Source organism: Pseudorhodobacter ferrugineus DSM 5888 (genome assembly GCF_000420745.1).
Taxonomy (GTDB): Bacteria; Pseudomonadota; Alphaproteobacteria; order Rhodobacterales; family Rhodobacteraceae; genus Pseudorhodobacter; species Pseudorhodobacter ferrugineus.
The window spans coordinates 134,105-158,503 of sequence record NZ_ATVN01000007.1; the positions used below are offsets into that span (position 1 = coordinate 134,105).

General features: G+C 59.5%; 24 protein-coding genes and 1 tRNA gene. 12 read left to right on the top strand and 13 right to left on the bottom strand.

Annotated features, from left to right (window positions below):
• Window positions 1–26 precede the first annotated feature (26 nt).
• The gene (locus G560_RS0108360; protein ID WP_022703869.1) at window positions 27–194 is read right to left on the bottom strand and encodes a twin-arginine translocation signal domain-containing protein; all 168 of its coding nucleotides are present in this window, start codon (window positions 192–194) and stop codon (window positions 27–29) included.
• A 97-nt stretch (window positions 195–291) separates the two neighbouring features.
• On the opposite strand from G560_RS0108360, the gene G560_RS0108365 reads away from it, so the two are divergent.
• On the top strand, window positions 292–1,398 hold the full coding sequence (locus G560_RS0108365; protein WP_022703870.1) for a pyridoxal phosphate-dependent aminotransferase: 1,107 nt from the start codon (window positions 292–294) through the stop codon (window positions 1,396–1,398).
• On the opposite strand, the gene G560_RS18835 is transcribed toward G560_RS0108365, so the two are convergent.
• Window positions 1,399–1,812, bottom strand: coding sequence for a hypothetical protein (locus tag G560_RS18835; RefSeq protein WP_022703871.1), 414 nt, complete (start codon window positions 1,810–1,812; stop codon window positions 1,399–1,401).
• A 292-nt stretch (window positions 1,813–2,104) separates the two neighbouring features.
• Here G560_RS18835 and G560_RS0108385 point away from each other — a divergent pair, with 292 nt between their 5' ends.
• Entirely contained in the window at window positions 2,105–2,752 is a 648-nt protein-coding gene (locus tag G560_RS0108385) for a TerB family tellurite resistance protein (protein WP_022703873.1), read from the top strand.
• Window positions 2,753–2,839: 87 nt separating this feature from the next.
• Here G560_RS0108385 and G560_RS0108390 read toward each other — a convergent pair whose 3' ends face one another.
• The 5 genes from G560_RS0108390 to pepN form a co-directional block, all read right to left on the bottom strand.
• A complete protein-coding gene (locus G560_RS0108390; RefSeq protein ID WP_022703874.1) occupies window positions 2,840–3,535 on the bottom strand; it encodes a L,D-transpeptidase in 696 nt (231 codons plus the stop codon).
• A 51-nt stretch (window positions 3,536–3,586) separates the two neighbouring features.
• Window positions 3,587–3,925: a hypothetical protein gene (locus G560_RS0108395; RefSeq protein WP_155947198.1), complete on the bottom strand. Its 339-nt coding sequence runs from the start codon at window positions 3,923–3,925 to the stop codon at window positions 3,587–3,589.
• A 112-nt stretch (window positions 3,926–4,037) separates the two neighbouring features.
• Window positions 4,038–5,549, bottom strand: coding sequence for an Asp-tRNA(Asn)/Glu-tRNA(Gln) amidotransferase subunit GatB (gene gatB, locus G560_RS0108400; RefSeq protein ID WP_022703876.1), 1,512 nt, complete (start codon window positions 5,547–5,549; stop codon window positions 4,038–4,040).
• Between the two features lie 142 nt (window positions 5,550–5,691).
• Window positions 5,692–6,222: a hypothetical protein gene (locus G560_RS0108405; RefSeq protein ID WP_022703877.1), complete on the bottom strand. Its 531-nt coding sequence runs from the start codon at window positions 6,220–6,222 to the stop codon at window positions 5,692–5,694.
• A 102-nt stretch (window positions 6,223–6,324) separates the two neighbouring features.
• The gene (gene pepN, locus G560_RS0108410) at window positions 6,325–8,892 is read right to left on the bottom strand and encodes an aminopeptidase N (protein ID WP_022703878.1); all 2,568 of its coding nucleotides are present in this window, start codon (window positions 8,890–8,892) and stop codon (window positions 6,325–6,327) included.
• A 123-nt stretch (window positions 8,893–9,015) separates the two neighbouring features.
• Between pepN and G560_RS18840 the strand changes: the two genes are divergently transcribed.
• The 4 genes from G560_RS18840 (at window position 9,016) to G560_RS0108430 (ending at window position 13,380) form a co-directional block, all read left to right on the top strand.
• Window positions 9,016–10,527 (top strand): FAD-binding domain-containing protein, encoded by a 1,512-nt coding sequence (locus tag G560_RS18840; RefSeq protein WP_022703879.1) that lies wholly within the window; start codon window positions 9,016–9,018, stop codon window positions 10,525–10,527.
• Window positions 10,527–10,688: a DUF2256 domain-containing protein gene (locus tag G560_RS20605; RefSeq protein WP_081647626.1), complete on the top strand. Its 162-nt coding sequence runs from the start codon at window positions 10,527–10,529 to the stop codon at window positions 10,686–10,688. The genes G560_RS18840 and G560_RS20605 overlap by 1 nt, the downstream gene beginning before the upstream one ends.
• A 130-nt stretch (window positions 10,689–10,818) precedes the next feature.
• A complete protein-coding gene (locus G560_RS0108425; RefSeq protein WP_420835083.1) occupies window positions 10,819–12,951 on the top strand; it encodes a malate synthase G in 2,133 nt (710 codons plus the stop codon).
• A gap of 3 nt (window positions 12,952–12,954) precedes the next feature.
• Window positions 12,955–13,380, top strand: a complete 426-nt coding sequence (locus G560_RS0108430) for a GlcG/HbpS family heme-binding protein (RefSeq protein ID WP_028913881.1) — start codon at window positions 12,955–12,957, stop codon at window positions 13,378–13,380.
• A gap of 75 nt (window positions 13,381–13,455) precedes the next feature.
• Here G560_RS0108430 and G560_RS0108435 read toward each other — a convergent pair whose 3' ends face one another.
• Window positions 13,456–13,710, bottom strand: coding sequence for a BolA family protein (locus tag G560_RS0108435; RefSeq protein WP_022703881.1), 255 nt, complete (start codon window positions 13,708–13,710; stop codon window positions 13,456–13,458).
• A gap of 73 nt (window positions 13,711–13,783) precedes the next feature.
• Between G560_RS0108435 and G560_RS0108440 the strand changes: the two genes are divergently transcribed.
• The gene (locus G560_RS0108440; protein ID WP_022703882.1) at window positions 13,784–14,422 is read left to right on the top strand and encodes a J domain-containing protein; all 639 of its coding nucleotides are present in this window, start codon (window positions 13,784–13,786) and stop codon (window positions 14,420–14,422) included.
• A gap of 88 nt (window positions 14,423–14,510) precedes the next feature.
• A tRNA-Cys gene (locus tag G560_RS0108445) sits at window positions 14,511–14,584 on the top strand.
• A 59-nt stretch (window positions 14,585–14,643) separates the two neighbouring features.
• On the opposite strand, the gene G560_RS0108450 is transcribed toward G560_RS0108445, so the two are convergent.
• The 3 genes from G560_RS0108450 to G560_RS18845 form a co-directional block, all read right to left on the bottom strand.
• On the bottom strand, window positions 14,644–15,189 hold the full coding sequence (locus G560_RS0108450; protein WP_028913882.1) for an RSP_2648 family PIN domain-containing protein: 546 nt from the start codon (window positions 15,187–15,189) through the stop codon (window positions 14,644–14,646).
• Window positions 15,186–16,370, bottom strand: a complete 1,185-nt coding sequence (locus G560_RS0108455) for an RSP_2647 family RNA methyltransferase (protein WP_028913883.1) — start codon at window positions 16,368–16,370, stop codon at window positions 15,186–15,188. Before G560_RS0108455 ends, G560_RS0108450 begins: the two co-directional genes overlap by 4 nt.
• Window positions 16,371–16,490: 120 nt before the next feature.
• Window positions 16,491–17,174: a DUF6778 family protein gene (locus tag G560_RS18845; protein WP_155947200.1), complete on the bottom strand. Its 684-nt coding sequence runs from the start codon at window positions 17,172–17,174 to the stop codon at window positions 16,491–16,493.
• 309 nt (window positions 17,175–17,483) lie between these two features.
• Here G560_RS18845 and edd point away from each other — a divergent pair, with 309 nt between their 5' ends.
• Window positions 17,484–19,286, top strand: a complete 1,803-nt coding sequence (edd, locus tag G560_RS0108465; RefSeq protein ID WP_022703886.1) for a phosphogluconate dehydratase — start codon at window positions 17,484–17,486, stop codon at window positions 19,284–19,286.
• An 89-nt stretch (window positions 19,287–19,375) separates the two neighbouring features.
• On the top strand, window positions 19,376–20,014 hold the full coding sequence (gene eda, locus G560_RS0108470; RefSeq protein ID WP_022703887.1) for a bifunctional 4-hydroxy-2-oxoglutarate aldolase/2-dehydro-3-deoxy-phosphogluconate aldolase: 639 nt from the start codon (window positions 19,376–19,378) through the stop codon (window positions 20,012–20,014).
• A gap of 6 nt (window positions 20,015–20,020) precedes the next feature.
• Here the strand turns inward: eda and G560_RS0108475 are convergent, their stop codons facing one another.
• Window positions 20,021–20,296, bottom strand: a complete 276-nt coding sequence (locus tag G560_RS0108475) for a hypothetical protein (RefSeq protein ID WP_028913884.1) — start codon at window positions 20,294–20,296, stop codon at window positions 20,021–20,023.
• A 37-nt stretch (window positions 20,297–20,333) separates the two neighbouring features.
• Complete coding sequence (locus G560_RS0108480) at window positions 20,334–23,114, bottom strand: bifunctional [glutamate--ammonia ligase]-adenylyl-L-tyrosine phosphorylase/[glutamate--ammonia-ligase] adenylyltransferase (RefSeq protein ID WP_028913885.1); 2,781 nt, start codon at window positions 23,112–23,114, stop codon at window positions 20,334–20,336.
• A gap of 257 nt (window positions 23,115–23,371) precedes the next feature.
• On the opposite strand from G560_RS0108480, the gene G560_RS0108485 reads away from it, so the two are divergent.
• The gene (locus G560_RS0108485; protein WP_028913886.1) at window positions 23,372–23,815 is read left to right on the top strand and encodes a DUF2852 domain-containing protein; all 444 of its coding nucleotides are present in this window, start codon (window positions 23,372–23,374) and stop codon (window positions 23,813–23,815) included.
• A gap of 86 nt (window positions 23,816–23,901) precedes the next feature.
• Window positions 23,902–24,345: an RDD family protein gene (locus G560_RS0108490; RefSeq protein ID WP_028913887.1), complete on the top strand. Its 444-nt coding sequence runs from the start codon at window positions 23,902–23,904 to the stop codon at window positions 24,343–24,345.
• Window positions 24,346–24,399 lie beyond the last annotated feature (54 nt).

A 24,399-nucleotide genomic window follows, 5' to 3' on the forward strand; every position in this document is an offset into this window, starting at 1 on the left:
GGGGCCACCTGCCCCCTTGATCGGCCTCACGGCACCAACCGGTCAATCATACGCATTGCACCGATGCTTTTGTCCCAGACCAGTGTGACGATGCGCTTTCCACCCAGCTTTACCGCAATCTGTGGCAACAGTTTCACCGATACCCCCGCGGCCGCTGTGGCCAAAAACCCCCGCCGTGTAAGTCCTCGTTTCATGCGCTGCTCTCCTTGATGCTGTGCCCCCTAAAAATGGGAACCTCACCGCGCAGGACAACCCTTGCCCGAAGGGGGAATTTCTGGCTATCTCGCCCCTATGAAAACGCCGCAATACACCCGCCTCGCCGCCTCGTTGCCCGCAACAGTCCCTTTCGTCGGGCCTGAAACCCAAGAGCGCGCGAATGGCCATCCCTTTGCCGCCCGTCTTGGCGCGAATGAAAATATGTTCGGCCCCAGCCCCTTGGCCATCGCTGCGATGGCTAAGGCTGCGCGCGACGTGTGGATGTACGGCGACCCCGAGGTGCATGACCTGCGCACAGCTATCGCAGAGCATCACGGAACCACACTTGATCACGTGGTGGTGGGCGAAGGGATTGACGGTTTGTTGGGCTATCTTGTGCGACTGATTGTCGGGGACGGCGATGCAGTTGTAACATCAGACGGGGCTTATCCAACGCTTAATTTCCATGTTGCAGGCTTTGGCGGGGTCTTGCACAAAGTGCCTTATAAAGGCGATTATGAGGACTCTGACGCACTGCTTGCCCGTGCGGCCGAGATCGGGGCAAAGCTGATCTATCTCGCCAACCCGGACAATCCTATGGGCAGCCAATTAGGGGCCGCCATGATTGAGGATATGATCGAGCGCGTGCCTGCGGGGTGTTTGCTAATTTTGGACGAGGCCTATATCGAACTTGCCCCCGATGGCAGCGCGCCGGTGGTGGCGATGAGTGACCCGCGCGTGATCCGGTTCAGGACCTTTTCGAAAGGCTATGGGATGGCGGGGCTGCGGGTTGGTTATGGGATTGCAGCACCTGAATTAGTGCAGGCATTTAACAAGGTTCGCAACCATTTCGGAGTAGGCCGGATTGCCCAAGCAGGTGCTATCGCGGCCTTGGCCGATCAGGACTGGTTAGCGGCGGGCAAGGCAAAGGCGATTGCGGCACGCGAGACCTTTGCTGACGTGGCGCGGGCGAACGGGTTGGCGCCCTTGCCGTCGGCTACGAATTTCATCTGTCTGGATTGTGGCCAAGACGGCAAGTTCGCGCGGCGGGTTTTGACTGCCTTGGGGGCCGAGGGTGTGTTTGTCCGGATGCCCGGCGTGCCCCCTATGGACCGCTGTATCCGGGTCAGTCTGGGGGACGAGGCCGCGCTGAAAGTGTTTGCCGGAGCCCTGCCGCGCGCGTTGAAAGCGGCGAAAGGCTGATCAATCGCCAGCAACGTTTGCGGGCTTGGCAGAGGCGGGAAGGTCTTCCATCGGTTCCACCTCGCTGGGTTCCGGATCGGCAAACAATTCGGCAGGAATGGGCGAGAGTTTGGGTTCACGCCGGATCTGCGTATAGGCGTTTTTTGCGGGCTGAGGCGTCAGCATTTCGACGGCTTCAGCGATCATTTCGCGGCGGAAAACCAGCATATTTTGAAACTGGGTTTTGGTGCCCGTCAGGCCCACCCTTTCGTCACAGGGCAAGGTATCGGCGCGAAGATATTCCCACCCGTCAGCGCCCATTTTATTCATCAAACCGGTCAAAGCATGGGCAAAACGATCAGCTGTGGTTTTGGCCGCCTTTGCTTTTTCGCCCTTTTTAGGGGCAGCAATGACCTGATATTCGTAGCGCTTCATGGGGCCTCCGAAGTTTTAATATTGGAAAAATAGCCGATCAGGCCGCGCGGGGAAAGGGGCGATTGACCGCGGGAATGTTCGCGCGCGGACATATGTTTAAGCTATTAAAAATAAACAAAATTATTATTTTTATTAACCTGATTTTAACCCGCACACAGCACAAATTTGCCTTAAGGTCTTATCCTGCGATTGCGCGACAAGGCCCGCAGACATATGACGCGGCAGGGTGAGCGCGCAACCAATGATTGCGTTGCAGCCGTAAAAATTGACCTTGGCAAGGGTAGGAGAGACTATGTTTTTCATCGTTTGGGGCTTTAAGGGCCGACCTTCGGAAACCGCTGTGGGGCGTTTTTACTGCCCTGATTGCGGCGATCATCGCAATTATCGCAAGATGACGGTGAAACGCTGGTTCACGCTTTATTGGATACCGCTGTTTCAGACATCAACGCTGGGCGATTATATTGAATGCAAAACCTGCAAAGCGACCTATAGCGAGCAAGTATTGAACTTTGACCCCATTACATCGCAGCAAAAATTCGAGGCCGCCTTTGCGGTTGCCGCAAAACGCGTGATGTTCAAAATGGCCCTCGCGGATGGTGACATTGATGCAGCCGAGGTTGCGCAGATCGCCCAAGCCTTTGGCAATATTGTGAAACGTGGGGTTGACCCCGCAGATATTGAGGCGGAATTGGAAGCCGCGCACGAAGATACGCGCAGCATCACGGATTATTTGGCCGAGGTGTCCGCAGGGCTGAACGACACGGGCAAGGAATTGGTGCTGCGGTCGGCGATTGCGGTGGCCAAGGCAGACGGGGTTGTAGACCCAAGCGAGGAAATCGAGCTGCACGCGCTGGCCGTGGCGCTGGATTTCCCCACGGCCTATGCCAATGGGGTGTTTGCCGAGGAAGGCATTGCGATGATAAAACGCCGCGCCGCATAAAGCAGCCGGGTGGTGGGTTAATAACCCATCCCGCCCTACGGCCCAAGCGCCATGGCGCGGTGAGAGACGGCGGGGGCGGGCGAGCATTCAATAGAGATCCTTTAGCCCTGCCGCCCGCAACGAAGGCGTGACCGTGACCTGCGCGCCGTGGACGGACCGATCGTAAAGGTCGATCGCGTCTTGGTTCAGCATGCGGATACACCCTGAGGAGACAGCCTTGCCCAGTTCGGCCGCACTCGCATCGCCGTGGATCCGGTAGAGCGTGTCGATGCCGTTCTGGAACAGATAAAGCGCGCGGGCACCCAGTGGATTGTTAGGGCCCGGATCCATGCCGCCATTCGCAACAGAATAAGGGGCAAGGTCAGGCCGCCGCGCGACCATATCGTCAGGTACATTCCAGCGTGGCCATTTGCGGGTGAATTGCAGACGCGCACGGCCATCCCATGCAAAGCCGGCCGCCCCCACGCTGACGCCATAGCGCATGGCCATATCCGGGCTTTCGATGAAATGCAGCAAGGCGGCGTCTGGATCTATCATGATGGTGCCGCGCGGCAAGGCGGGCCAGGGGTTTTGCACCTCTTGCCGCCAGTGTTTCGGGTCTATGACCCCTTCGGGAACCGCCGGAATCGGGAAAGGTTCGTCATGAATTGCGCCGTAAAAGGCGGGGAGTGGCGGGTAAACCGGCTTGGGCGGTGGGACCTGCACCTGAGGTGCAGGAGTTTGGATGCAGGCCGAAAGGCCCGCCATTGCGCCAAGGGCGGCAAAGCTGCGTCGAGTTAACATAATGATATCCTTGATGATCTGACAGGGCGGCGCGATGCGCCAAGCGGGTTGTCAGATCAAACGTGGCGGGGCACGGGGGGGTATAAGACTGCGGCCTTGGGCCAGTCGTTTGGTTGAGTCCGGTTTGGGGCTGGCCCCTTGCGGCGGCATCGGGGCGGCCTGCCCCTGTGGCAATACGGGGTCCGGACCGCAAGGCGAGCCGGGCAAATTGGCGGTGCGGCAGGTTTTGCGGGCGGAAAGCTCTGCGCCCTTGGCATCAAACAGCCCCGCGCCATCTGTCGCGGTTTGGGATATTTGAGCCTGCGCATGGGCAACAGGCGGGCTGGTATAAGCCCCCCAAGGGAAGATGACGCCCATCATCAACAGGCATATAAGGATTTTAAACCGCATGGAACGGTGATCGGCCATTCTAGCGGATTTGTCGACAGGGGCGCGGTGACGATGCTGTGATCGTTTTGGGATGGGTTGGGGGTGGTGGGTTGTCACCCACCCTACCCTTTTTTTAGAGGCCCAGCTTTTGGGCCACCAGCGCCTGCACCATTGCGGGGGCGGCTTTACCACCCGTGGCCTTGATGACTTGGCCCACAAACCAGCCCGCGAGTTTTGGGTTGGCTTTGGCCTTTTCCACCTGATCGGGGTTGGCGGCGATGATGTCATCGACGGCGGCCTCAATCGCGCCTGTGTCGGTGACTTGCTTCATACCATTGGCGGCGGCGACTTCGGCGGGGTTACCGCCCTTGGTCCAGACCAGTTCAAACAGGTCCTTAGCCATTTTGCCCGAAATCTCGCCCGAGGCGATCAGGTCAATAATGCCACCCAATTGGTCGGCAGACATCGGCGTGTCGGCGATGGTCAGGCTTTCTTTGTTCAGGCGGCCAAAGAGTTCGTTGATGACCCAGTTCGCGGTGATTTTACCGTCGCGGCCACGGGCCACGGTTTCAAAGAAACCAGCGCTGTCGAGATCGGCAGTCAGTACGTTCGCGTCATAATCGGTCAGGCCGAAATCAGCCATGAAGCGCGATTTTTTCGCATCGGGCAGTTCGGGCATCGACGCTGCGATGTCATCAACCCAGGCCTGTTCGATTTCCAACGGCAGCAGGTCGGGGCATGGAAAATAGCGGTAATCATGCGCCTCTTCCTTGGAGCGCATGGAGCGGGTTTCACCCTTGTCGGGATCATAGAGGCGGGTTTCTTGGTGGACCTTGCCGCCGTCCTCAAGGATAGCGATTTGGCGGCGGGCTTCATAATCAATGGCTTGGGTCATGAAGCGCATGGAGTTCATGTTCTTGATTTCGCAGCGGGTGCCGAGGTGGGAAAAATCCATCGTTTCGGCGAATTTTTCGTATTGGCCAGGGCGGCAGACCGACACGTTCACATCGGCGCGCAGGTTGCCGTTTTGCATGTTGCCGTCACAGGTGCCCAAGTAGCGCAGGATTTGGCGCAGCTTGGTGACGTAGGCGGTGGCCTCTTCGGCCGAGCGGATATCGGGGCGGCTGACGATTTCCATCAAAGCCACGCCGGTGCGGTTGAAATCGACGAAGGACATTGTGGGGTCCATATCGTGGATGGATTTGCCCGCGTCTTGCTCCAGATGGATACGTTCGACGCGCACAAGGCGCGCGATGCCGGGGGAGAGTTCGACCAGCACTTCGCCTTCGCCCACGATGGGGTGGTACAGCTGGCTGATTTGATAGCCCTGCGGCAGATCGGGGTAGAAGTAGTTTTTGCGGTCAAAGGCCGAGGTCAGGTTGATTTTCGCCTTGAGGCCAAGGCCGGAGCGCACGGCCTGTTCGACGCAATAATCGTTGATGACGGGCAACATGCCGGGCATGGCTGCATCGACAAAGGCCACATTGGAATTGGGTTCCGCGCCAACTTGGGTCGAGGCACCGGAAAACAGTTTGGCGTTGGAGGAGACCTGCGCGTGGATTTCCATCCCGATCACAAGTTCCCAATCATGCTTCGCGCCAGCGATAACCTTTGGTTTTGGGTTCTCATATGTCAGATCAAGCATGGCGCGTCCCTTTGATGGCTTGGCGCTGTTTTACGGCCTTGTGCGGGTGGGTTCAAGCCGCGGTTTAAGGCTATTTGCGTTTGATGTGTTGCGTCAGATCAAATGCAAAACGCAACTGAACGCGTGCCTTGCAGGTCTAGGTTCAACGCAGACGAAAGGTTTGGGTGACCTCTTCCAGCGCCTCTTTTTGTTTCAGTGACAGGCCGGTGTGGCCAGATTGCGCGGTGTCATTCAGCACGCCCATCAAAGGAGTCAGCGCATCACGGTTTTGCAGTTTATAGAGCCGGCGCAGGAGCCGGGTGAAGCCGGGGGCCGCGCCGTTCGATTCCGAGATCAGCCAGCGGCCAAGGATCAGCGCCTCTTGCGTCTTGTCATGGTCAAGGTCGAGGTGGGATTGCAGACTGCGGGTCAGACTGTCGTGCTGTTCGACGGTGGGAAGGCCATCGAGTTCGAGAAAGGCTAGGCCGCAGGCGGCGGTGGCGAGTTGCGGGTCGTCGATGGATTCAACTGGGTGCAGGTTCAGTTTGCGCGAAAAGCCGAAGCGGCGGGCGGCAGACAGGACATCAGAGGCCACGCCTGCCAGATCATTGGTCATATGGGCGGCATTGCGGGCACGGTTGGCCCAGAAATACGCGGCGGTAATGAGGCCGATCAGGCCAAGGATAAAAGGCATAAGGGATACTCCGCAAACAAACTACCTGAAAAACTGTATCGCCCGAGGGGTACCAAAGGCCAAGCAAAAAATGGGGGGCAAGGCGGCCCTGCCCCCCCTTGGTTAGGCAGCCAACATGCGGCCCACCATTTCGCCCAAGTTACGGCTAAGGCCCGCTGTGGCGTTGATGCGTTCGAGCTGCGCACGGATCAGGGCCTGGCGGTCGGCATCATAACGGGGCCATGTTTCAAAGGCGGTGGACATGCGGGCAGCGGTTTGCGGGTTCACGGGGTCGAGCTTTATGAGCCAATCGGCGAGCAGGCGGTAGCTGTCGCCGGAGGCCGCGTGAAAGCCCGCGTGATTGCCGGACAGCGAGGCGATCACAGCGCGGAAACGGTTGGGGTTTTTCCAATCGAAATCAGGGTCTTGGGTCAAGGCTTTGGTTGTTGCCGCCGCAGCATCGGGGGCGGCATAGGCCACTTGCAGCGCGAACCACTTGTCCATGACAAGGCGGTCGGATTGCCACTGTTCGCGGAATGCCGCGATTTGGGCAGCCCCTTGGCCGATGTCCAAAAGTACGGCCAAAGCGCCCATTTGTTCGGTCATGGAATTGGCCGATGTATAGGCCGCGGTTGCTGCCGCGCCGCCATCGAGCCGCGCCATCAGGGCCAAAGCGCCGAGGCGCAGGGCGCGACGGCCCGCCGCAACGGCACCGGGATCAAACGGGCCGGGGGTGGCAAGGCTGGCAATCAGGGCGGGCAGAAGCGGGGCGAGGTGCTGGGCAAGGTCGGCTTGCATCGCGCGGCGCGCGGAATGAATCGCCGCCGGATCGGGAACATGGCCTGCGGCGTGCAGGGTTTGAGCGATGTCATCTTCGCCCGGCAGGCGCAGGGTCAGGGCGCGGAAGGCGGGGTCAAGGGTTTCGTCGAAGGTGACAGTTTCAATGGCGGCCAGCCAATCGGGGGCCGTTGCCGCGCCATCGGTGATTTTGTGGATCAGAACGTCCTTGGCCAGCGCGCGCCCTGCCTCCCATTTGTTAAACGGGTCGGTATCATGGGCAAGCAGAAAGGCGCGTTCGGTCGGCGTGGTTTCGCGGGTCAGGATGACGGGCGCGGAAAAGCCGCGCAGGATGGACGGGGTTGGGCGGGCCGCAAGGCCGGTGAAGGTGAAACTTTGGCGGCTTTCGGTCAGTTCCAGCACGGTTGTTGGCACCACCTCGTCGCCGCTGGGGTTAAGCAGGCCTACGGCCACGGGAATGACCTTGGGGTCTTTGTGCGGCTGGCCGGGTGTTGCGGGGTTTTTCTGTTCCAGATGAAGGGTATAGGTTCCGTTCTTAAAATCATCTATTATGGTCACTTGCGGCGTGCCTGCCTGGGTGTACCAGTGTTTGAACTGGGTCAGATCGCGGCCCGTGGCATCCGCAAACACCTGTAACCAATCCTCAATCGTTGCGGCGTCACCATCATGGCGATCGAAATACAGATCAAGGGCGGACTTGTAGCCTGCGTCGCCCACCAGCGCCTTTAGCATCCCGATCACCTCGGCACCTTTTTCATAAATGGTGGCGGTGTAGAAATTGTTGATTTCGACGTAGCTATCGGGGCGCACGGCATGGGCCAGAGGGCCGCCATCCTCGCGGAACTGGCGGGCACGGAGGGTTAGCACATCTTCGATCCGTTTGACGGCATGGCTGCGCATATCGCCCGAAAATTGCTGGTCGCGGTAGACGGTCAGGCCCTCTTTCAGGCACAGCTGAAACCAATCTCGGCAGGTTATGCGGTTGCCGGTCCAGTTGTGGAAATATTCATGGGCGATCACCGCCTCGATCCGCGCGTAGTCGTCATCGGTGGCGGATTCGGGCGTGGCGAGGACAAGTTTGGAGTTGAAGATATTGAGCCCCTTGTTTTCCATCGCGCCCATGTTGAAATCATCGACCGCGACGATGTTAAAGATATCAAGGTCATATTCGCGACCATAGACTTCCTCATCCCATTTCATACTGCGGATCAGGCTGTCCATCGCATAGGCGCATTTGCCTTCATCGCCAGGGCGGACATAGATGTTCAGCGCGACGCGGCGGCCCGACATGGTGGTGAAATGGTCGGAATAGGCGGTCAGATTGCCTGCGACCAGCGCGAATAAATAGGCCGGTTTTGGCCACGGGTCGTGCCAAGCCCCCCCCCTTCCATTTTCGGGCCCCGTTGGGTTGCCGTTGGACAGCTGCACCGGCATGTCGGTTTCCATCGTCACGTCAAAGCGGGCCATCACATCGGGGCGGTCGGGGTAGAAGGTGATTTTGCGAAAACCCTGCGCCTCGCATTGAGTGCAATACATGCCGCCGGACATATAAAGCCCGTCCAGCGAGGTGTTGGTTTGCGGGGAAATCTCGACCTCGGTTTCCAGCGTGAAGGGGGCCTTTGGCAGATCCGCGGCGGGGATGGTCAGGCCGGTTTCATCAGGTGTGTGGGCAAGGGGTTTGCCGTTTAGCGACAAGGATTTCAGCGCCAATTTTTCACCATCAAGCCGCATATCCTGGCCTGCGGGGGCGGCAGGATTGGGGACAAATAACAGTTTGGCCGTGACCCGCGTTTGGGTGGGGTGCAGCTTGAAATGCAGCGAGACATGGTCCAGCAGATAGGGAAAGGGCGTGTAATCGGCCAAAAGGATCGCTTTTTGGGTCGGGCTGCTCATGCTTTTTGGCCTTTGGCTGGGGGATATTTGCGCCACGTTAACGCCCGTGTGCGGGGTGTTCAACCGCAGACACAGCACAAATAGGGGTTTACGAATCTGCGGCAACCGCTACATCTATGTTCTATGAATGTTCTTGTTTGGTATAAGCGCGATTTGCGGGTCAACGACCACGCGGCCCTGAGCATGGGCGCGAGGAATGGTGCCGTTTTGCCGCTGTATATTGCCGAGCCCGAGTATTGGGCCCTGCCCGACACATCGGCGCGACAATGGGAGTTTGTGGCAGAAACGCTGGCAGGGTTGCGGCGTGATCTGGCCGATTTGGGCGCGCCATTGGTCGTGCGGGTTGGCGATGCTGTCGAGGTGCTGGCGCGGCTATGCAAGCAAAACGCGGTGACGCGGATTGTCAGCCATGAAGAGGTTGGCAATGCGTGGACATTCGCGCGCGACCTGCGGGTCAAGGCATGGGCGCGGGATGTGGGGATTGAGTGGTTGGAGCTGCCCACCGGCGGGGTGCGGCGCGGGGTGCGGGGCCGTGCGGGGTGGGATGCAGCAAGGGCGGGATATGCCGAGGGCGAGATCGTAGCGGCCCCTGCCCTGCGGGTGGTGGCGGGCATTGAACCCGGGGTTATCCCCAATGCGCGGGCGTTGCGCATGGTGGCGGATGCCTGCCCGCATCGGCAAACCGGCGGGCGGGCGCAAGGCATGGCGGTGCTGGACAGTTTCTTGGGCCAGCGCGGTCTTGGCTACAGACGTTCGATGTCATCGCCCTTGACAGCCGAGCGGGCCTGTTCACGGCTGTCGCCGCATCTGGCGGTGGGGGCGCTTTCGGCGCGCGAGGTGGAACAGGCCGTCATGGCGCAACTTGCCGCAAAGCCGGGGCCGGATTGGGCGGCGAATTTGCGGTCGTTTCAAAGCCGGATCGCATGGCGCGCGCATTTCACCCAAAAGCTGGAGGATGCGCCCGAGATGGAGCGGGTCGCGATGCATCGGGCGGCCGACGATTTGCCGGGGCGGGCGCCTGAGGGCCCGTTGTTTGACGCATGGGCGACGGGGCAAACGGGATTGCCCTATCTGGACGCCTGCATGCGCTATCTAACAGCGACCGGATGGATCAACTTTCGCGCGCGGGCGATGCTGACATCGGTGGCGACCTATCACCTGTGGTTGGATTGGCGGGCGGTGGGGCAAGTTTTGGCGCGGCGGTTTACCGACTATGACCCCGGCATTCATTGGCCGCAAATCCAAATGCAATCGGGGATGTCGGGGATCAACCGCTTGCGGATTTACAACCCGATCAAGCAAGGGTTGGAGCAAGACCCGAACGGCAGCTTTACCCGCCGCTGGGTGCCGGAGCTGGCCAGTGTGCCGGACGGTTTTTTGCAAACCCCGTGGAAATGGCCCGCTGCGCAAAGGATTTTGGGGCAGCGCTATCCGGAACCTGTCATGGATGTTGCAGTGGCCGCGCGGGTTGCGATGGGGCGTTTGCGACAGACGCACGGATTTGCGGGTGATGCGGCCGAACTGATTGAACGCCACGCCAGTCCCGCGCAAAACCCGCTGTTTTTCAATGACCGCAAGGCGGGGCTGCGGCGGGCGCGGCCTGTGCTTGCGGGTCAGATGTGTTTGGATCTGTGATGCCAAAAGGTATTAAAAAACAAGACCTTCCGCAAAAAATATGCGCAACATGCGGACGGCCTTTTACATGGCGCAAGGCCTGGGCCAAGGTTTGGGACGAGGTGCGCTATTGTTCCGACCGTTGCCGCGCGGACCGGCGAAAACCATCAAAGCCTGCGTGACTTTCAAAAAAAGAACGAAAGCGATTAGCCTAAACTGGATAATAAAAATGACCAATCTAGTTGCTCTTGGGCAAAGTTGCCCGTAACTCTGCATGAGACACGCTAAGAGAGGTGCAGAGCTATGGCAACGATGGTGAAAAAAAACGAAATCACAATAGACGCGCAGCTGGTGCAGTTTGTGGAGAACAAGGTTTTACCCGGAACCGGCGTTGCAGCGGATGCGTTTTGGGCAGGGTTTTCAGAGATTGTTAACACGCTGGGCCCCAAGAACCGCGCCTTGCTTGCAAAACGCGCCGATATTCAGGCCCGTATTGATGCGTGGCACATTGCCAATCGCGACAAGCCGCATGACGCCGATGCCTATATGGCATTTTTGGCCGAAATTGGTTATTTGGTGCCAGAAGGCGACAACTTTACTATTGAGACCGCCAACGTCGATGCCGAAATTACCAGCATCCCTGGCCCGCAGCTTGTTGTTCCTATTACCAATGCCCGCTTTGCGCTGAACGCGGCGAATGCGCGGTGGGGCAGCCTCTATGATGCGCTTTACGGCACGGACGCAATGGGCGTGCAGCCCCCAAAGGGTGCCTATGAGCGTGGACATGGCGCGCGGGTTGTGGCGCGGGCGCGGATGTTTTTGGATGAGGCGTTTCCGATCAAGGGCGCAAGTCATTCTGACGTACACCGTTATAATGTGCAAAGCGGCCAGTTGATGGTGGATGATATGCCGCTGATTGACCCATCAAAATTTGTAGGCTATCGCGGCAACCCCAAGGCACCGGATGCGGTGCTGTTGAAAAATCATGGGCTGCATGTCGAGCTGATCTTTGACCGCGCCCACCCGATTGGGAGCCGTGACCGCGCGCTGCTGGCCGATGTGCGGATGGAGGCTGCGGTCTCTGCGATCATGGATTGCGAGGATTCGGTGGCCTGTGTGGATGCTGAGGATAAGGTGCTGGCCTATTCCAACTGGCTGGGCCTGATGAAAGGCGATCTGGAAGACAGCTTTGAAAAGGGCGGCAAGCAGATGACGCGCAAGCTGTCACAGGACCGCACGTTTACTGCGCCGGATGGCGAAAGCTTTGCCCTGAAGGGGCGCGCGCTGATGCTGGTGCGCAATGTCGGGCATTTGATGACCAATCCTGCCGTGCAGGATAAGGACGGGAACGAGGCCTATGAAGGGTTGATGGATGCCTGCATCACCACCCTGATTGCGATGCATGACCTGAAGCGCGACGGCGGCAATTCGGTTACAGGGTCGGTTTATGTGGTGAAGCCCAAGATGCACGGGCCGGAAGAAGTGGCTTTTGCCGATGAGATTTTCACTGCGGTGGAAAAGATGCTGGGCCTGCCGCAATTCACGGTCAAACTGGGCATCATGGATGAGGAACGCCGCACCACGGTCAACTTGAAAGAGTGCATTCGGGCGGCGAAACACCGCGTTTGTTTTATCAATACCGGCTTTTTGGACCGCACGGGCGATGAGATCCACACCAGCATGGAAGCTGGTCCCTTTAGCCGCAAGGATTTCATCAAGCGCAAGGGCTGGATTGGCGCCTATGAGAATATGAACGTCGATATCGGGTTGGAATGCGGGCTTTCGGGGCGCGCACAGATTGGCAAGGGCATGTGGGCCATGCCCGATTTGATGGCCGCTATGCTGGAGCAAAAGATCGACCATCCCAAGGCCGGGGCGAATTGTGCTTGGGTGCCGTCGCCCACGGCTGCGGTGTTGCACGCGCTGCATTACCACAAGATTGACGTGTTTGCAGTGCAAAAGCGGCTTGCCAAGGGAGGGCGGCGGGCGCATGTGAATGCTGTGCTGGACATTCCGCTGGCGACCTATCGGCGCTGGACCGAAGCGCAGATCCTGCAAGAGGTTGAAAACAACGCCCAAGGGATATTGGGCTATGTTGTGCGCTGGATTGACCAAGGGGTTGGCTGTTCCAAGGTGCCCGATATCCATGATGTCGCCCTGATGGAAGACCGCGCGACCTGCCGGATTTCCAGCCAAGCGCTGGCCAATTGGTTGCACCACGGCGTGGTGTCTGAGGTCAAGGCGATGGCCGCGATGCAAAAGATGGCGGCGGTGGTCGACCGTCAAAACGCGCATGATCCGGCCTATAAGCCGATGGCACCGGGATTTGACGGGATCGCATTCAAGGCGGCCTGTGACTTGGTTTTCAAGGGCAAAGAGCAGCCTTCGGGCTATACCGAGCCAGTGCTGCATGCGCGGCGCTTGGAACTGAAAGCAAAGGGGTAGGCTATGGCACTGACATTGCGCAAGGCGCGGGCGATTATTAAGGGCATATTTGCCAAAAGTAGCGATGCAGGGTTTAAGCCTTTGTCCATTGTGGTGCTGGACGCGGGCGGGCATGTGCTGGCGTTTGAGCGCGCCGATGGGGCAAGTGTTGGCCGGTTCGAGATTGCGCGCGGCAAGGCCTATGGGTGCATCATGCTGGGAATGGGTGGCAGTGCCATTCAGGCGCGCGGCGAGGCGCAAGCGGTTTTTGTGGATGCGATGAACGGCGTGTTTGACGGGCGGTTTGTGCCCGTCAAGGGTGGCGTGCTGGTGCGCGATGCCAAGGGTGCGGTGTTGGGCGCTGTCGGGGTGACGGGTGATGCATCGGACAATGACCTGATCGCGGCTGTGGCCGGAATTGAGGCTGCAGGGCTTGTGGCTGAGGGTTGATTGGTTTTGCCGGGGCTGATCTGCCCCGGCATTTTTTAGGTATTTGAGCCTAGATGAAATGGGCAGTTTGCCCTTTTAACCAATATCGAGGGCGAGTGCGTGGATCCGGCCGATCAGGTCGGGGCCAAGGGCTGCGTGCACGGCACGGTGGCGGGCAATGCGGGACATGGGCGCAAATTCGGCAGCGCGGATGCTGACGTTGAAGTGCGTCTCGCCTGTGCCATCATCGCCGGCATGGCCTGTGTGGCGGTGGCTGTCATTCACCACGTCTATGTGATCGGGCGCAAAGGCCTTGGTCAGTTTGTCTTTAATCTCGTTGGCGACGCTCATATTTCTGTCAACCCCCTTCTATCCCATGACTAATAGGCTAAACTCTCGCCTTCGAGTCGGAAAGGCAAGCATCATGGCGACACGTCCACCCTTTGAATTTGATATGCGCGTATCTTCGGACAAAAAGAAGCGCAAAACCGGACGGCGCGGGATGTCGGGGGCGTTTGAGACGTCAAAGAAGACCTGCGAGTTTGGTGGCTGCGAGGAGCCGGGCCTGTACCGCGCGCCGAAAAACCCTGATCAGCTGGACGAGTTTTTGTGGTTTTGCAAAGACCATGTGCGCGAATATAACCTGAAGTGGAATTTCTTTCAGGGCAGCACCGAGGATGAGCTGGCGGCCTTTGCCGATAAGGACCGCGTGTGGGGGCGCGAGACGAAGCCGTTCACAAAGAGGGCCGATGAGGGGCATGTGTGGTCGCGTTTGGGCGTGAATGACCCGATGGAGATTTTGGGCGAGAAGGCGACGCAAAACCCCGGCAAGATTAACCCAGCGGCGGCGACCCGCAAACTGCCATCCACCGAGCGCAAGGCGTTGGAGATTTTGGACGCGCGCGACACTTGGACAAAGCCCGAGATACGCAAGCAATACAAAGGCTTGGTCAAGGATCTTCATCCTGATATGAACGGCGGTGACCGGTCGGACGAAGAGCGCTTGCAAGAGGTGGTTTGGGCCTGGGAGCAGATTAAGGAGAGCCGGTTTTTCCGCGACTAGAGATTTTGGAAAATCCGGTGCGGGTTGTTAAAACTTCGGCAATTGGTCTTGACGCCGCGCGCGCGTCTGACTAATCACTGCGACTGACGGCGGGTGGGCAGGCAGGCTATGCACCGGATTGCAAATCCGAGTAGACCGGTTCGATTCCGGTACCCGCCTCCAATGATTTTGTTAGATACATTGTTAAAGGCCGCCCTGTTTTTGGCGGCTTTTTGCATTTTCTAATTGGTCGGAATCGCGCGGGCCAAGCGGGTGAGTTTGGCGCGTTTGAGGAGAGATTTTAGGGCCTTCTCCTCGCCCGACATTTGCGAGGCTGTGGCGCGAACTTGTTCTAACGCCGCCTCGACCTGTGCGGGGTGGTGCGACCAGAGTTCCCACAAAAGACCGTCGGGGTCGCGGCGGTCCAGCCCTTCGGCTTGCAAGGTGCCGCGGGGGAAATCCTTGGCGTTCAGGGTGACGATGGCATCGGCGTGGCCCGCGATGGCGGTGGCTAGGACGTGGATGTCGTTGTCATCGGGCAGGTGCAGGCGATGTTCCAGCCCCTGTTGAGGTTTGACGCGGGCATTGGGAAAGCGGTCTGTGCAATGGGCGATGGCGGCCAGCGCCTCCGCTTCCGATTGGGTACCGTAGCGGGCAGCGGCGCGTTGCCATTCGCCAAGGATGCGGTCGGACCAGAGCGGCGTGAACAGCCCCTGCCCCGCCACGGCAAGGAGCACTTCGCGCATCACCGTGGGGAAAAGGACGCAGGCGTCGAGGGTTAACCTCAACCGTCGAGCCTGTAGAACAGCGCCTTGAGGTAGCCGCTTTCCGACAGCTGCGGCAGCATCGGATGGTCAGGGCCCGCGTGGCCGGTGTGCAAGAGTTGCCCGCGACGCCCAGCGCGCCCGATGCCACGCCCGCAAGCGTTGCGAAAGGCGGTAAGGTCAGCGGCATGGGAACACGAACACAGGCCAAGGTAGCCACCGGGTGCCAGCAAAGGGGCCGCCAGACGTGCGACACGTTCGTAAGCGCGCAAGCCCGCCTCGAGTGCCGGTTTGGCGGGGGCAAAGGCGGGCGGGTCACAGATGATGACGTCAAACTGCGCGCCTTCGGCAGCCAGTGCCTCTAGCACCGCAAAGGCATCGCCTTGGCGGGTGGTGAATTGGTCGGCAAAGCCCGAGGCTTGCGCCCCTTGGTCGGCCAAGGCCAATGCAGGTGCGGAACCATCGACAGCCAGCACCGATGTGGCACCGCCTGCAAGGGCGGCAAGGCCAAAGCCGCCCACATGAGAGAACAGATCCAGCACCCGTGCGCCGCGCGACAGACGGGCGGCAAAGGCGTGGTTGGGGCGTTGGTCAAAGAAGAGGCCGGTTTTCTGGCCACCGATCAGGTCGGCCATATAGACCGCGCCGTTCATCGGCACCGGAAGGGGCGCATCGATGGCACCTGCGATGACCACGGTTTCTTCGGACAACCCTTCGAGGCTGCGGGCGCGGCCTGTGGCGTTTTTGAGGATGTTTTTCACACCTGTCACGGCCATCAGGGCAGCGGCAAGCATATCAATATGCGCCTCGGCCCAAGCGGCGTTGGGTTGAATCACGGCCGTGTCGCCGAAACGGTCGATGACGACGCCGGGCAAGCCGTCTGCCTCGGCATGGACCAAACGGTAGAAGGGCGCGTCGTAAAGGCGTTCGCGCATCGCAAGGGCACGCGATAGACGCCCCTCTAGCCATGCCTGATCAATCACCGCATCGGGGTTTTGATCGAGCATCCGGCAGATGATTTTGGAATGGGTGTTGACCGTGACCAGCCCCATCGGGCGGCGGTCGCCATCCTCGAGCAGCGCAAGGGTGCCGGGGGCGAGGTTTTGGGTGCGGCGGTCGGTGACCAATTCATCCGCATAGACCCAAGGAAAGCCGTGGCGGATTGCCCGCGCCTCGGCCTTGGGTTTCAGACGGACGGTCGGCATATCGGTTGGCCGGGCGTGTGCGGGGTCGCCATCATGCGACGAAGGGGAGGTGCTGTTCATGCAACTCCCCTTATCGGTTTTCATTGGACTGTGAAAGCCCGTCTGTTTGGGGTTTCGCCGTTAGAGCGTTGGCGCGGGTGTTTGAGCCGTGGTAACACCTTGCGGGGTTTCATTGCGGCTTGTCAGGGTTTCCTGAACCTGGCGCGACAATTCACGGCGGATGCCAGCCTGCAAGGCTTCGACCACCACGACGCGCTGGGTGCGACCTGCGCGCTCTTCTTCAATCGCAGCACTGCCGCCTGTGGCCTCGATGTCGATTTTAACGAAGCGTGGGCCATCCAGAATTACGCCGCTTTTTGCATCGCGGACCGTCAGGTCAAATTGCATGTTATGCCATCCGCCAAAGGTATAACGGGTTTTGTCGCTGAGGCTGTGAAAGCGTTTTACGGTTGCTTCAACAATGACATCGGGACCGGTTTTCATCGTGGCGGTGCCCGCCCCAAAGCCATCCATAAATATTGCATGGACCTGCGCATACCTGTCGCCCGGCGCCTCGCCCCGCCAAACGATATCACCATAAGGGGCGAACACGTTCGCCTCTGACACTTTCAGCGTTTTGGGCACATCGACACGGATTTCTGTGACATTATACTGCGTCGTCAGGACCACCCGATTTTGTGCCGGGGCCATTGCATAGGGCACATCCGTGTTCAGCGAAGCGTTCCGAGATGCGACGTCAGTACCACCGCAAGCCGAAAGCCCGACGGCCATACCAACAGCTAGTATCGTGCGAATTACCTTCATTGCGTTTCCTTCCGGTCCGTAGCGTGCCTATTAAACTTGCGTTAACGTTTGGCGGCGAAATGTGGCCTAAATGCGGAAACGATCGTGCAATGCTGCGGTATTGGCGCATAATCGGAAACAGTGTTGGCAAAACGGCAACAGGACGGAACGTAAAGTTCAACAACCCAACGGCGAGCGTGTTGGCGGCCGTGGCATGCCTATCGCGAATAGGCGGGAGCGAATCGGTTCGATTTGGGTGAATTTCCCCTTTTCTTTCGGTTCCGTTAGCGCTAACAACAAGCAACCCTGTCAAAGCCAGTGAGGCAAGCCATGACCTTGAACAGCACGATTGAACGCGTAACCGACCGTATTCGCGAAAGGTCCGGCAAAACGCGGGGCGATTATTTGGGGCGGATGGCGGCGGCAGTGGCACAAGGCCCCGCACGCGCGCATCTGTCTTGCGGCAACCAAGCGCATGCCTATGCGGCGATGGGCGCGGACAAGGACGCGCTGGTCGCGGAACGCCAACCCAATATCGGGATTGTGACCGCCTATAATGATATGCTGTCGGCGCATCAGCCCTATGAGCGTTATCCTGACCTAATCCGTGCAGCGGCCCGCCGCGCGGGGGCCACGGCGCAAGTGGCGGGTGGTGTGCCTGCGATGTGTGACGGTGTGACCCAAGGCCAGCCCGGGATGGAGCTTTCGCTGTTTTCGCGCGATGTGATTGCCTTGGCGGCAGGTGTGGCCTTGTCACATAACGTGTTTGATGCGGCGTTGTATTTGGGTGTTTGTGACAAGATCGTTCCTGGGCTGATTATTGCAGCGGCGACTTTCGGGCATATTCCGGCGGTGTTTGTGCCGGCAGGGCCAATGCCATCGGGCATTCCGAACGACCAGAAATCGGCTGTGCGCAATGCCTTCGCGCAAGGTCAGGTTGGGCGGGCCGAGCTGATGGCGGCAGAAATGGCCAGCTATCACGGGCCGGGGACCTGTACGTTCTATGGCACGGCCAATACCAACCAGATGTTGATGGAGTTTATGGGCCTGCATTTGCCAGGGGCGTCCTTTGTGAACCCCGGCAACGGGTTGCGCGATGCGTTGACGGCAGCGGCAGTGGAACGGGCGGCCGCGATTACCGCATTGGGCGGGCAGTTCACCCCTGCGGGCGAGATTTTGGACGAGCGCACCTTTGTGAACGGTTTGGTGGGGTTGATGGCCACGGGTGGGTCAACCAACCTTGTGCTGCATTTACCTGCGATGGCGCGCGCGGCAGGGGTTTTGATCGACCTTGAGGATTTCGCCGATATTTCGGATGCGGTGCCATTGATGGCCAAGGTTTACCCCAATGGTTTGGCCGATGTGAACCATTTCCATGCGGCAGGTGGTCTTGGGTTCATGATCGGGCAGTTGTTGGATGCGGGGTTGTTGCACCCTGATACCAAAACCATTCTGGGTACGGGGCTGAATGCGTACCGGGCCGAGCCAAAGCTGAAAGGTGACGTTTTGGTTTGGGAAGCGGGCACAGCCGAGAGCCTGAACGACAAGATTTTGCGTCCTGTGGCCGCACCCTTTGCCGCCGTGGGCGGGTTGAAGCAGTTATCGGGGAATTTGGGGCGCGGTGTGATCAAAGTGTCTGCCGTGGCGCCCGAGCGTCATGTGATTGAGGCCCCTGCCCGCATTTTCCATACCCAAGAGGCGGTGAAAGCGGCGTTTCGTGCAAATGAGATTACCAGTGACACGGTGGTCGTGGTCCGTTTCCAAGGGCCGCGCGCCAATGGCATGCCGGAACTGCATTCGCTGACGCCGATGCTGACAGTGTTGCAGGATCGGGGGCTGAAGATGGCTTTGGTCACCGACGGGCGGATGTCGGGCGCATCGGGCAAGGTGCCTGCGGCCATTCATGTATCGCCCGAGGCGGCCTGTGGCGGGCCTTTGGCCAAGCTGCGCGACGGTGATATTGTGCGGCTGGATGCCGATGCAGGCACGCTGGAGGCGGTGGGCGTTGATCTGGACGCACGCGAGATGGCAGAGGCGGATTTGTCGGGCAACACGCACGGGTTGGGCCGCGAGCTGTTTGAGGTGTTTCGTCAAACCGTTGGCCCCGCCACCGAAGGTGCCCGCGTCGTTTAAATCCTATCTGTAGTGCGGGGCTTTTCCCTGCGCTGCCATCGCCATATAACCACCCGAACGATTGGTTTTCACAATAAGGACCCTTTGCCATGACCCCTGCTGAACAATCGCTGCGCGCCGCTGAAATCTGTATGTTGGCCCCTGTGGTCCCTGTTTTGGTGGTTGAAGATTTTAGCCGTGCAGAAGGTTTGGCCCGTGCCTTGGTGGCAGGCGGTTTGCCTGCGTTGGAGGTGACGCTGCGCACGGCGGGCGCGCTGGATGCGATCCGCGCGATGGCGGATGTTGAAGGCGGTGTTGTGGGGGCGGGCACGTTGCTGACGCCTGCCGATGTCAAAGCGGCCAAGGCGGCGGGGGCAAAATTTGGTGTGTCGCCTGGGGCTACACAAAAGCTGTTGGACGCTTGCGCGGAATATGAGCTGCCCTTGTTGCCCGGTGCGGCCACGGCTTCGGAGGTGATGTTTTTGTTGGAACAGGGCTATACCGTGCAAAAGTTCTTTCCGGCCGAGGCGGCGGGTGGCGCACCTTTGCTGAAGTCGATTGGTGGCCCAATCCCGCAGGTGCGGTTTTGCCCGACGGGTGGGATTGGCCTGAAAAACGCGCGCGATTATCTGGGCTTGGCCAATGTGATGTGCGTGGGCGGGTCTTGGGTTGCGCCGACTGCGATGGTGGCCGCAGGCGATTGGGCTGGGATTACTGCGCTCGCGGCCGAGGCGGCGAAGCTGGGGTAATCGGGTTTAGCTGTAGTTCTCTGGCAAACGCGCCGCACGACCGCCTTTGCGTTTGGGGACGGTTGGGGCCTTTAACCCCTCTTGCAAAACGGCGGTCATGGGGTGGGTCGTGTCGGTGCCGTAGGTGGCGATCAGGTGCAGCAAGGGGGCACGGGTATCGGCATCCAATGGCAAGCTGAGCGCCCAGTCCATAAAAATCGAGCGGCATTCGCCTGCCGTGATCCCGTCTATCCGGTAGCTTTCGCGGATCAACCCTTTTGGGTCGGCGAGTGTCAGGTCCATCATTCCCTTCCTGCCCCGAAGGGTCTGTGTGTTCGCATCAATCGCCCGCAAAGATGCGGTCAATCACAGCTTCGGCGGCGGTCAGCGCCTCGGTTAGCTTTACGCCCAAGGCCGTAACATCCGTCTGGCCCGTTTCGCGCAACAAGAACGCGCGCGCCCCGATGCCAAGCGCGTCGATATCCAGCGCTTTGTCGGTCAAAAGCCGTGACCCCGCCTGCAGCCGCCAACACAGCCTGTAGGCATCCAGCAAGGCCTGCTCATCCGATTGCGACAGGAATTGCCGTTTAACGCCAGCGCGCAGCTGCGGTTCCACCCGCCGCGCAGGGTCGCCCGCGCGCAAGGTGGCCGTTTGGGCCAATAGCTCGATATCCATCAGGCGACCGGGGCCATTCTTGGCATCCCAAGTGTTGCTGGCGGGTTTGGCGCTGGCAAGGCGGGCGCGCATATCGGCGACATCGGTCAGCACGGTTTCACCGCTTGCTTTGGTGGCCAACACGTCGCGCCGCAGGGCTTCGAACTCGGCCCGCAGGTCGGGGTTGCCCGAAAGGGGGCGCGCGCGGGTAAGGGCAAGGTGTTCCCATGTCCACGCCTCGGTCATCTGATAGTCACGGAAGGAATGGATCGAGGTGGCAACAGGGCCTTGGCGACCCGAAGGGCGCAGGCGCATGTCCACCTCATACAGCCGACCTTCGGGCATTTGGGCGGTGACGGCGGTGACCATCGCCTGTGTTAGCCGCGCGAAATAGGGGCGGATGGCAAGGGGTTTGCGGCCATCAGAATATTCAGCATCGCCTGCGTCATAGATCACGATCAGGTCAAGGTCGGATTCGGCGTTCAAGCGCCCTGCCCCAAGGCTGCCCATGCCCAAAAGAATGGCACCGCGCCCTGGTGGGGGCCCGTATTTCTGCGCAAATTCGGTTTCCACAACGGGCCAAAGCGCGGCCAGCGCGGCCTCGGCCAGATCGGCATATTGTTTGCCCGCCTCAAACGCGTCGATCAACCCGCGCAGGTGATGCACGCCGATGCGGAAATGCCATTCCTTGACCCAGCGGCGGGCAGCATCGAGTTTACGTTCGTAATCGGGGATGTCGGTCAGCGCGGCGGTGAGGCCTGCGGTGAGTTCGCCCAAGCTGGGCCAAGCTGCAAAGAAACTGCCGCCGATCACGGCATCCAAAACCCCGCCATTGCGCGACAGATACAGGGCCAATGCGGGCGACGTGGCGGCGATATCGACGATCAGATCGATCAACTGGGGGTTCGCCTCGAATAGCGAGAAGATTTGCACGCCAGCGGGCAGACCTTTGAGGAAACCGTCAAAGGCAATCAGCGCCTCATCCGGATTGGCGGCGCGTTGCAGGCGTTTCAGAAGGCCGGGGCGGACGCGGCGAAAGATGGTGCCCGCGCGTTCGGAGCGCAGCGCGGGGTAGCCATCCCAGCCGCGCACGATGTCGCGCGCACTGTCGGACATTTCGGGGCCTTCCTCAACCTCGGCAGGGGCAAAGAACCCTTCGGTCAGATGGTCCGTGCGGGCTAGCCGGTCGATCAGGCCTGCACGGAAATCGGCAACGGGTTGGCCGCAAAAGGCGGCGATACGGGCGATACCATCCGGCGTGGTGGGCATGTCATGGGTTTGAGCATCGTTGACCATTTGCAGACGGTGTTCAACCTCGCGGTGGGCGCGGTAAAGGGTGGTCAGCTCTGCCGCCGTTTCGATAGGGATCCAGCCCTTTTCGGCGAGGGCTGCAAGGGCGGGTACGGTTTGGCGACCGCGCAAGTCGGGGTCGCGCCCCCCCGCGATCAACTGGCGGGTTTGGGTGAAAAACTCAATCTCACGGATGCCCCCCACGCCCAGCTTCATATTATGACCTTCGACCGTGATAGGGCCATGCAGGTGGCGGTGATCGCGGATGCGCAGGCGCATGTCATGGGCATCTTGGATCGCGGCGAAATCTAGGTGTTTGCGCCAGACGAAGGGGGTGAGGGTTTTAAGGAAACGATCACCCGCCGCCAGATCACCCGCGCAAGGCCGCGCCTTGATCCAAGCGGCGCGTTCCCATGTGCGGCCCACACTTTCATAATAGCTTTCAGCGGCGGCGAAGGACAGGCACACAGGTGTTACGGCGGCATCGGGACGCAAGCGCAAGTCGGTACGAAACACATAGCCATCCGCCGTACGGTCGCCGACAAGTGCGGCCATTTTACGCGTGACGCGGATAAAGGCGGCCCGCGCCTCGGTCGCGTCATCACCGTAGCGGGCATCATCGAACAGGCAAATCAGGTCAATGTCGGAGGAGTAATTCAGTTCATGCGCGCCCATTTTGCCCATCGCAAAGACGACCATGCCGGCGGCAGTTTTGGCATCATCAGGCGTGGCACCCGGGACTTTGTTGCGGCGGATTTCATCGGCGACAAGGCGTTGCAATGACAGGTCCACCGCGCGGTCAGCCAAATCGGTCAGCGCACCTGTCACGTGTTCCAACGGCCAAACGCCGCCCAGATCGGCCAACCCTGCCAGCAAGGCAATGCGGCGTTTGGCGCGGCGCAAACCGGCGGGCAAGGTGTCGAGGGTAAGTGCGTCGAGCGAGGCCAGTTCCGAGGTCAAGGCCGTTTCGGGGGCCATATCAAGGGCTTCACGCAGCCAGTCATCTTCACGCGCCATCAGGTCGGCCAAATAGGGGCTGCACCCTGCGGCACCCGCCAAAAGCGCCGTGAGGTTTGGTGCAAGACCGGCAAAAGCAGCGGCCATCGTTCCCGCCGCTTGCGGGTCGTGAGGAAGCGGGGAACGGGTGATGCGGGGGGCAAAAGCGCTGTGTGTCATGGGGGCAGAATGACGGGCCCCGCGCGGGGGGTCAACGGGGAGTTTGGGCTAAATCAACGGTGAGGAGGCTTTTGGAATTGATGAGGTTTCAAAAATATATACAACAAAATCATATCTTTAATTTGGATTTCAGCCTGTGCATCAGAAAAATGTAAATTTCTTTAACATAAGCGCTTGAAAAGCAGAGGGCGAAGGGCAATCTTGGTAATGTAAAGCGAATATACATGACCCCGAAACTGAAACCCTGGAGAGTGCAAATGTACGATACATCAACCCACAGCCTGAATGGTGGTATGGGCAGCTGGCCGCGTCGGGCACAAGGCTGGCTGGACGAGCGCGGAAAAGGCGCTTGGATCGCCGCTATGGTGCTCGGCTTTATCTTTGTCTGGCCCGTTGGCCTTGCCCTTTTGGCCTATATGATCTGGAGTAAACGCATGTTCAACCGTTCCGCCTGTCACAATCGCCGCCTCGCCCATGCCCCTTGGAAAAGCAATTCCAGTGGCAACAGCGCCTTTGACGCCTACCGCGACGAAACCATTCGCCGTTTGGAAGATGAACAAGGTGCGTTTGAGGCCTTTTTGAAGCGGTTGCGGGATGCAAAGGACAAGCAGGAATTTGACAGCTTTATGGATGACCGTGCAAAATCGAATGCATCAGACCGCGCTGCAGAAGGTGGCGACAAGGATGTGTCCGCCTATTGAACCGCGACACCGGTAGACCGATATTAAAAGGGGCGGCCCGCAAGATTGGGCCGCCCTTGCACACCCGCAAACCCAAGGACAAAACGATGTTTTCCAGCGCCCTGCCCGACCCTGACTATCAAGCCGAGTTTTATGCGGGCGTGCCGTTTAAGCGCGGGATGGCTTGGATTGTCGACACGGTTTTGACGGTTATTCTGACGGCGATCATCGTCCCGTTCACCGCCTTTACAGCGCTGTTTTTTCTTCCATTTCTTTACCTTATTGTGAACCTATTGTACCGCTGGATCAGCTTGTCGCGGTCATCAGCCACCCCAGGCATGCGGTTTGCCGCGATTGAATTTCGCCGCTCAGATGGGCGCGTTTTTGATACCGCTACGGCGTTCATGCATACGTTGGGCTATTCCTTAAGCATTGCGTTTGTTCTGCCGCAGGTGTTGTCGATCGCGATGATGCTGCTGGGGCCGCGTGGCCAAGGGTTGACCGATACCGTGCTGGGCACAGTTGCACTTAACAAAACCGCGCGGTTTTAGTGGCTTTTGCGCAAGCAACCATCCCATTCGGCGGGTTCGCGCCGGTTTAGGCAA

Coding starts and splice junctions, on each gene's coding strand:
- G560_RS0108360 (WP_022703869.1), bottom strand. CDS start 194: ATGAAACGAGGACTTACACGGCGGGGGTTTTTGGCCACAGCGGCCGCG.
- G560_RS0108365 (WP_022703870.1), top strand. CDS start 292: ATGAAAACGCCGCAATACACCCGCCTCGCCGCCTCGTTGCCCGCAACA.
- G560_RS18835 (WP_022703871.1), bottom strand. CDS start 1,812: ATGAAGCGCTACGAATATCAGGTCATTGCTGCCCCTAAAAAGGGCGAA.
- G560_RS0108385 (WP_022703873.1), top strand. CDS start 2,105: ATGTTTTTCATCGTTTGGGGCTTTAAGGGCCGACCTTCGGAAACCGCT.
- G560_RS0108390 (WP_022703874.1), bottom strand. CDS start 3,535: ATGTTAACTCGACGCAGCTTTGCCGCCCTTGGCGCAATGGCGGGCCTT.
- G560_RS0108395 (WP_155947198.1), bottom strand. CDS start 3,925: ATGCGGTTTAAAATCCTTATATGCCTGTTGATGATGGGCGTCATCTTC.
- gatB (WP_022703876.1), bottom strand. CDS start 5,549: ATGCTTGATCTGACATATGAGAACCCAAAACCAAAGGTTATCGCTGGC.
- G560_RS0108405 (WP_022703877.1), bottom strand. CDS start 6,222: ATGCCTTTTATCCTTGGCCTGATCGGCCTCATTACCGCCGCGTATTTC.
- pepN (WP_022703878.1), bottom strand. CDS start 8,892: ATGAGCAGCCCGACCCAAAAAGCGATCCTTTTGGCCGATTACACGCCC.
- G560_RS18840 (WP_022703879.1), top strand. CDS start 9,016: ATGAATGTTCTTGTTTGGTATAAGCGCGATTTGCGGGTCAACGACCAC.
- G560_RS20605 (WP_081647626.1), top strand. CDS start 10,527: ATGCCAAAAGGTATTAAAAAACAAGACCTTCCGCAAAAAATATGCGCA.
- G560_RS0108425 (WP_420835083.1), top strand. CDS start 10,819: ATGGTGAAAAAAAACGAAATCACAATAGACGCGCAGCTGGTGCAGTTT.
- G560_RS0108430 (WP_028913881.1), top strand. CDS start 12,955: ATGGCACTGACATTGCGCAAGGCGCGGGCGATTATTAAGGGCATATTT.
- G560_RS0108435 (WP_022703881.1), bottom strand. CDS start 13,710: ATGAGCGTCGCCAACGAGATTAAAGACAAACTGACCAAGGCCTTTGCG.
- G560_RS0108440 (WP_022703882.1), top strand. CDS start 13,784: ATGGCGACACGTCCACCCTTTGAATTTGATATGCGCGTATCTTCGGAC.
- G560_RS0108455 (WP_028913883.1), bottom strand. CDS start 16,370: ATGCCGACCGTCCGTCTGAAACCCAAGGCCGAGGCGCGGGCAATCCGC.
- G560_RS18845 (WP_155947200.1), bottom strand. CDS start 17,174: ATGAAGGTAATTCGCACGATACTAGCTGTTGGTATGGCCGTCGGGCTT.
- edd (WP_022703886.1), top strand. CDS start 17,484: ATGACCTTGAACAGCACGATTGAACGCGTAACCGACCGTATTCGCGAA.
- eda (WP_022703887.1), top strand. CDS start 19,376: ATGACCCCTGCTGAACAATCGCTGCGCGCCGCTGAAATCTGTATGTTG.
- G560_RS0108475 (WP_028913884.1), bottom strand. CDS start 20,296: ATGGACCTGACACTCGCCGACCCAAAAGGGTTGATCCGCGAAAGCTAC.
- G560_RS0108480 (WP_028913885.1), bottom strand. CDS start 23,114: ATGACACACAGCGCTTTTGCCCCCCGCATCACCCGTTCCCCGCTTCCT.
- G560_RS0108485 (WP_028913886.1), top strand. CDS start 23,372: ATGTACGATACATCAACCCACAGCCTGAATGGTGGTATGGGCAGCTGG.
- G560_RS0108490 (WP_028913887.1), top strand. CDS start 23,902: ATGTTTTCCAGCGCCCTGCCCGACCCTGACTATCAAGCCGAGTTTTAT.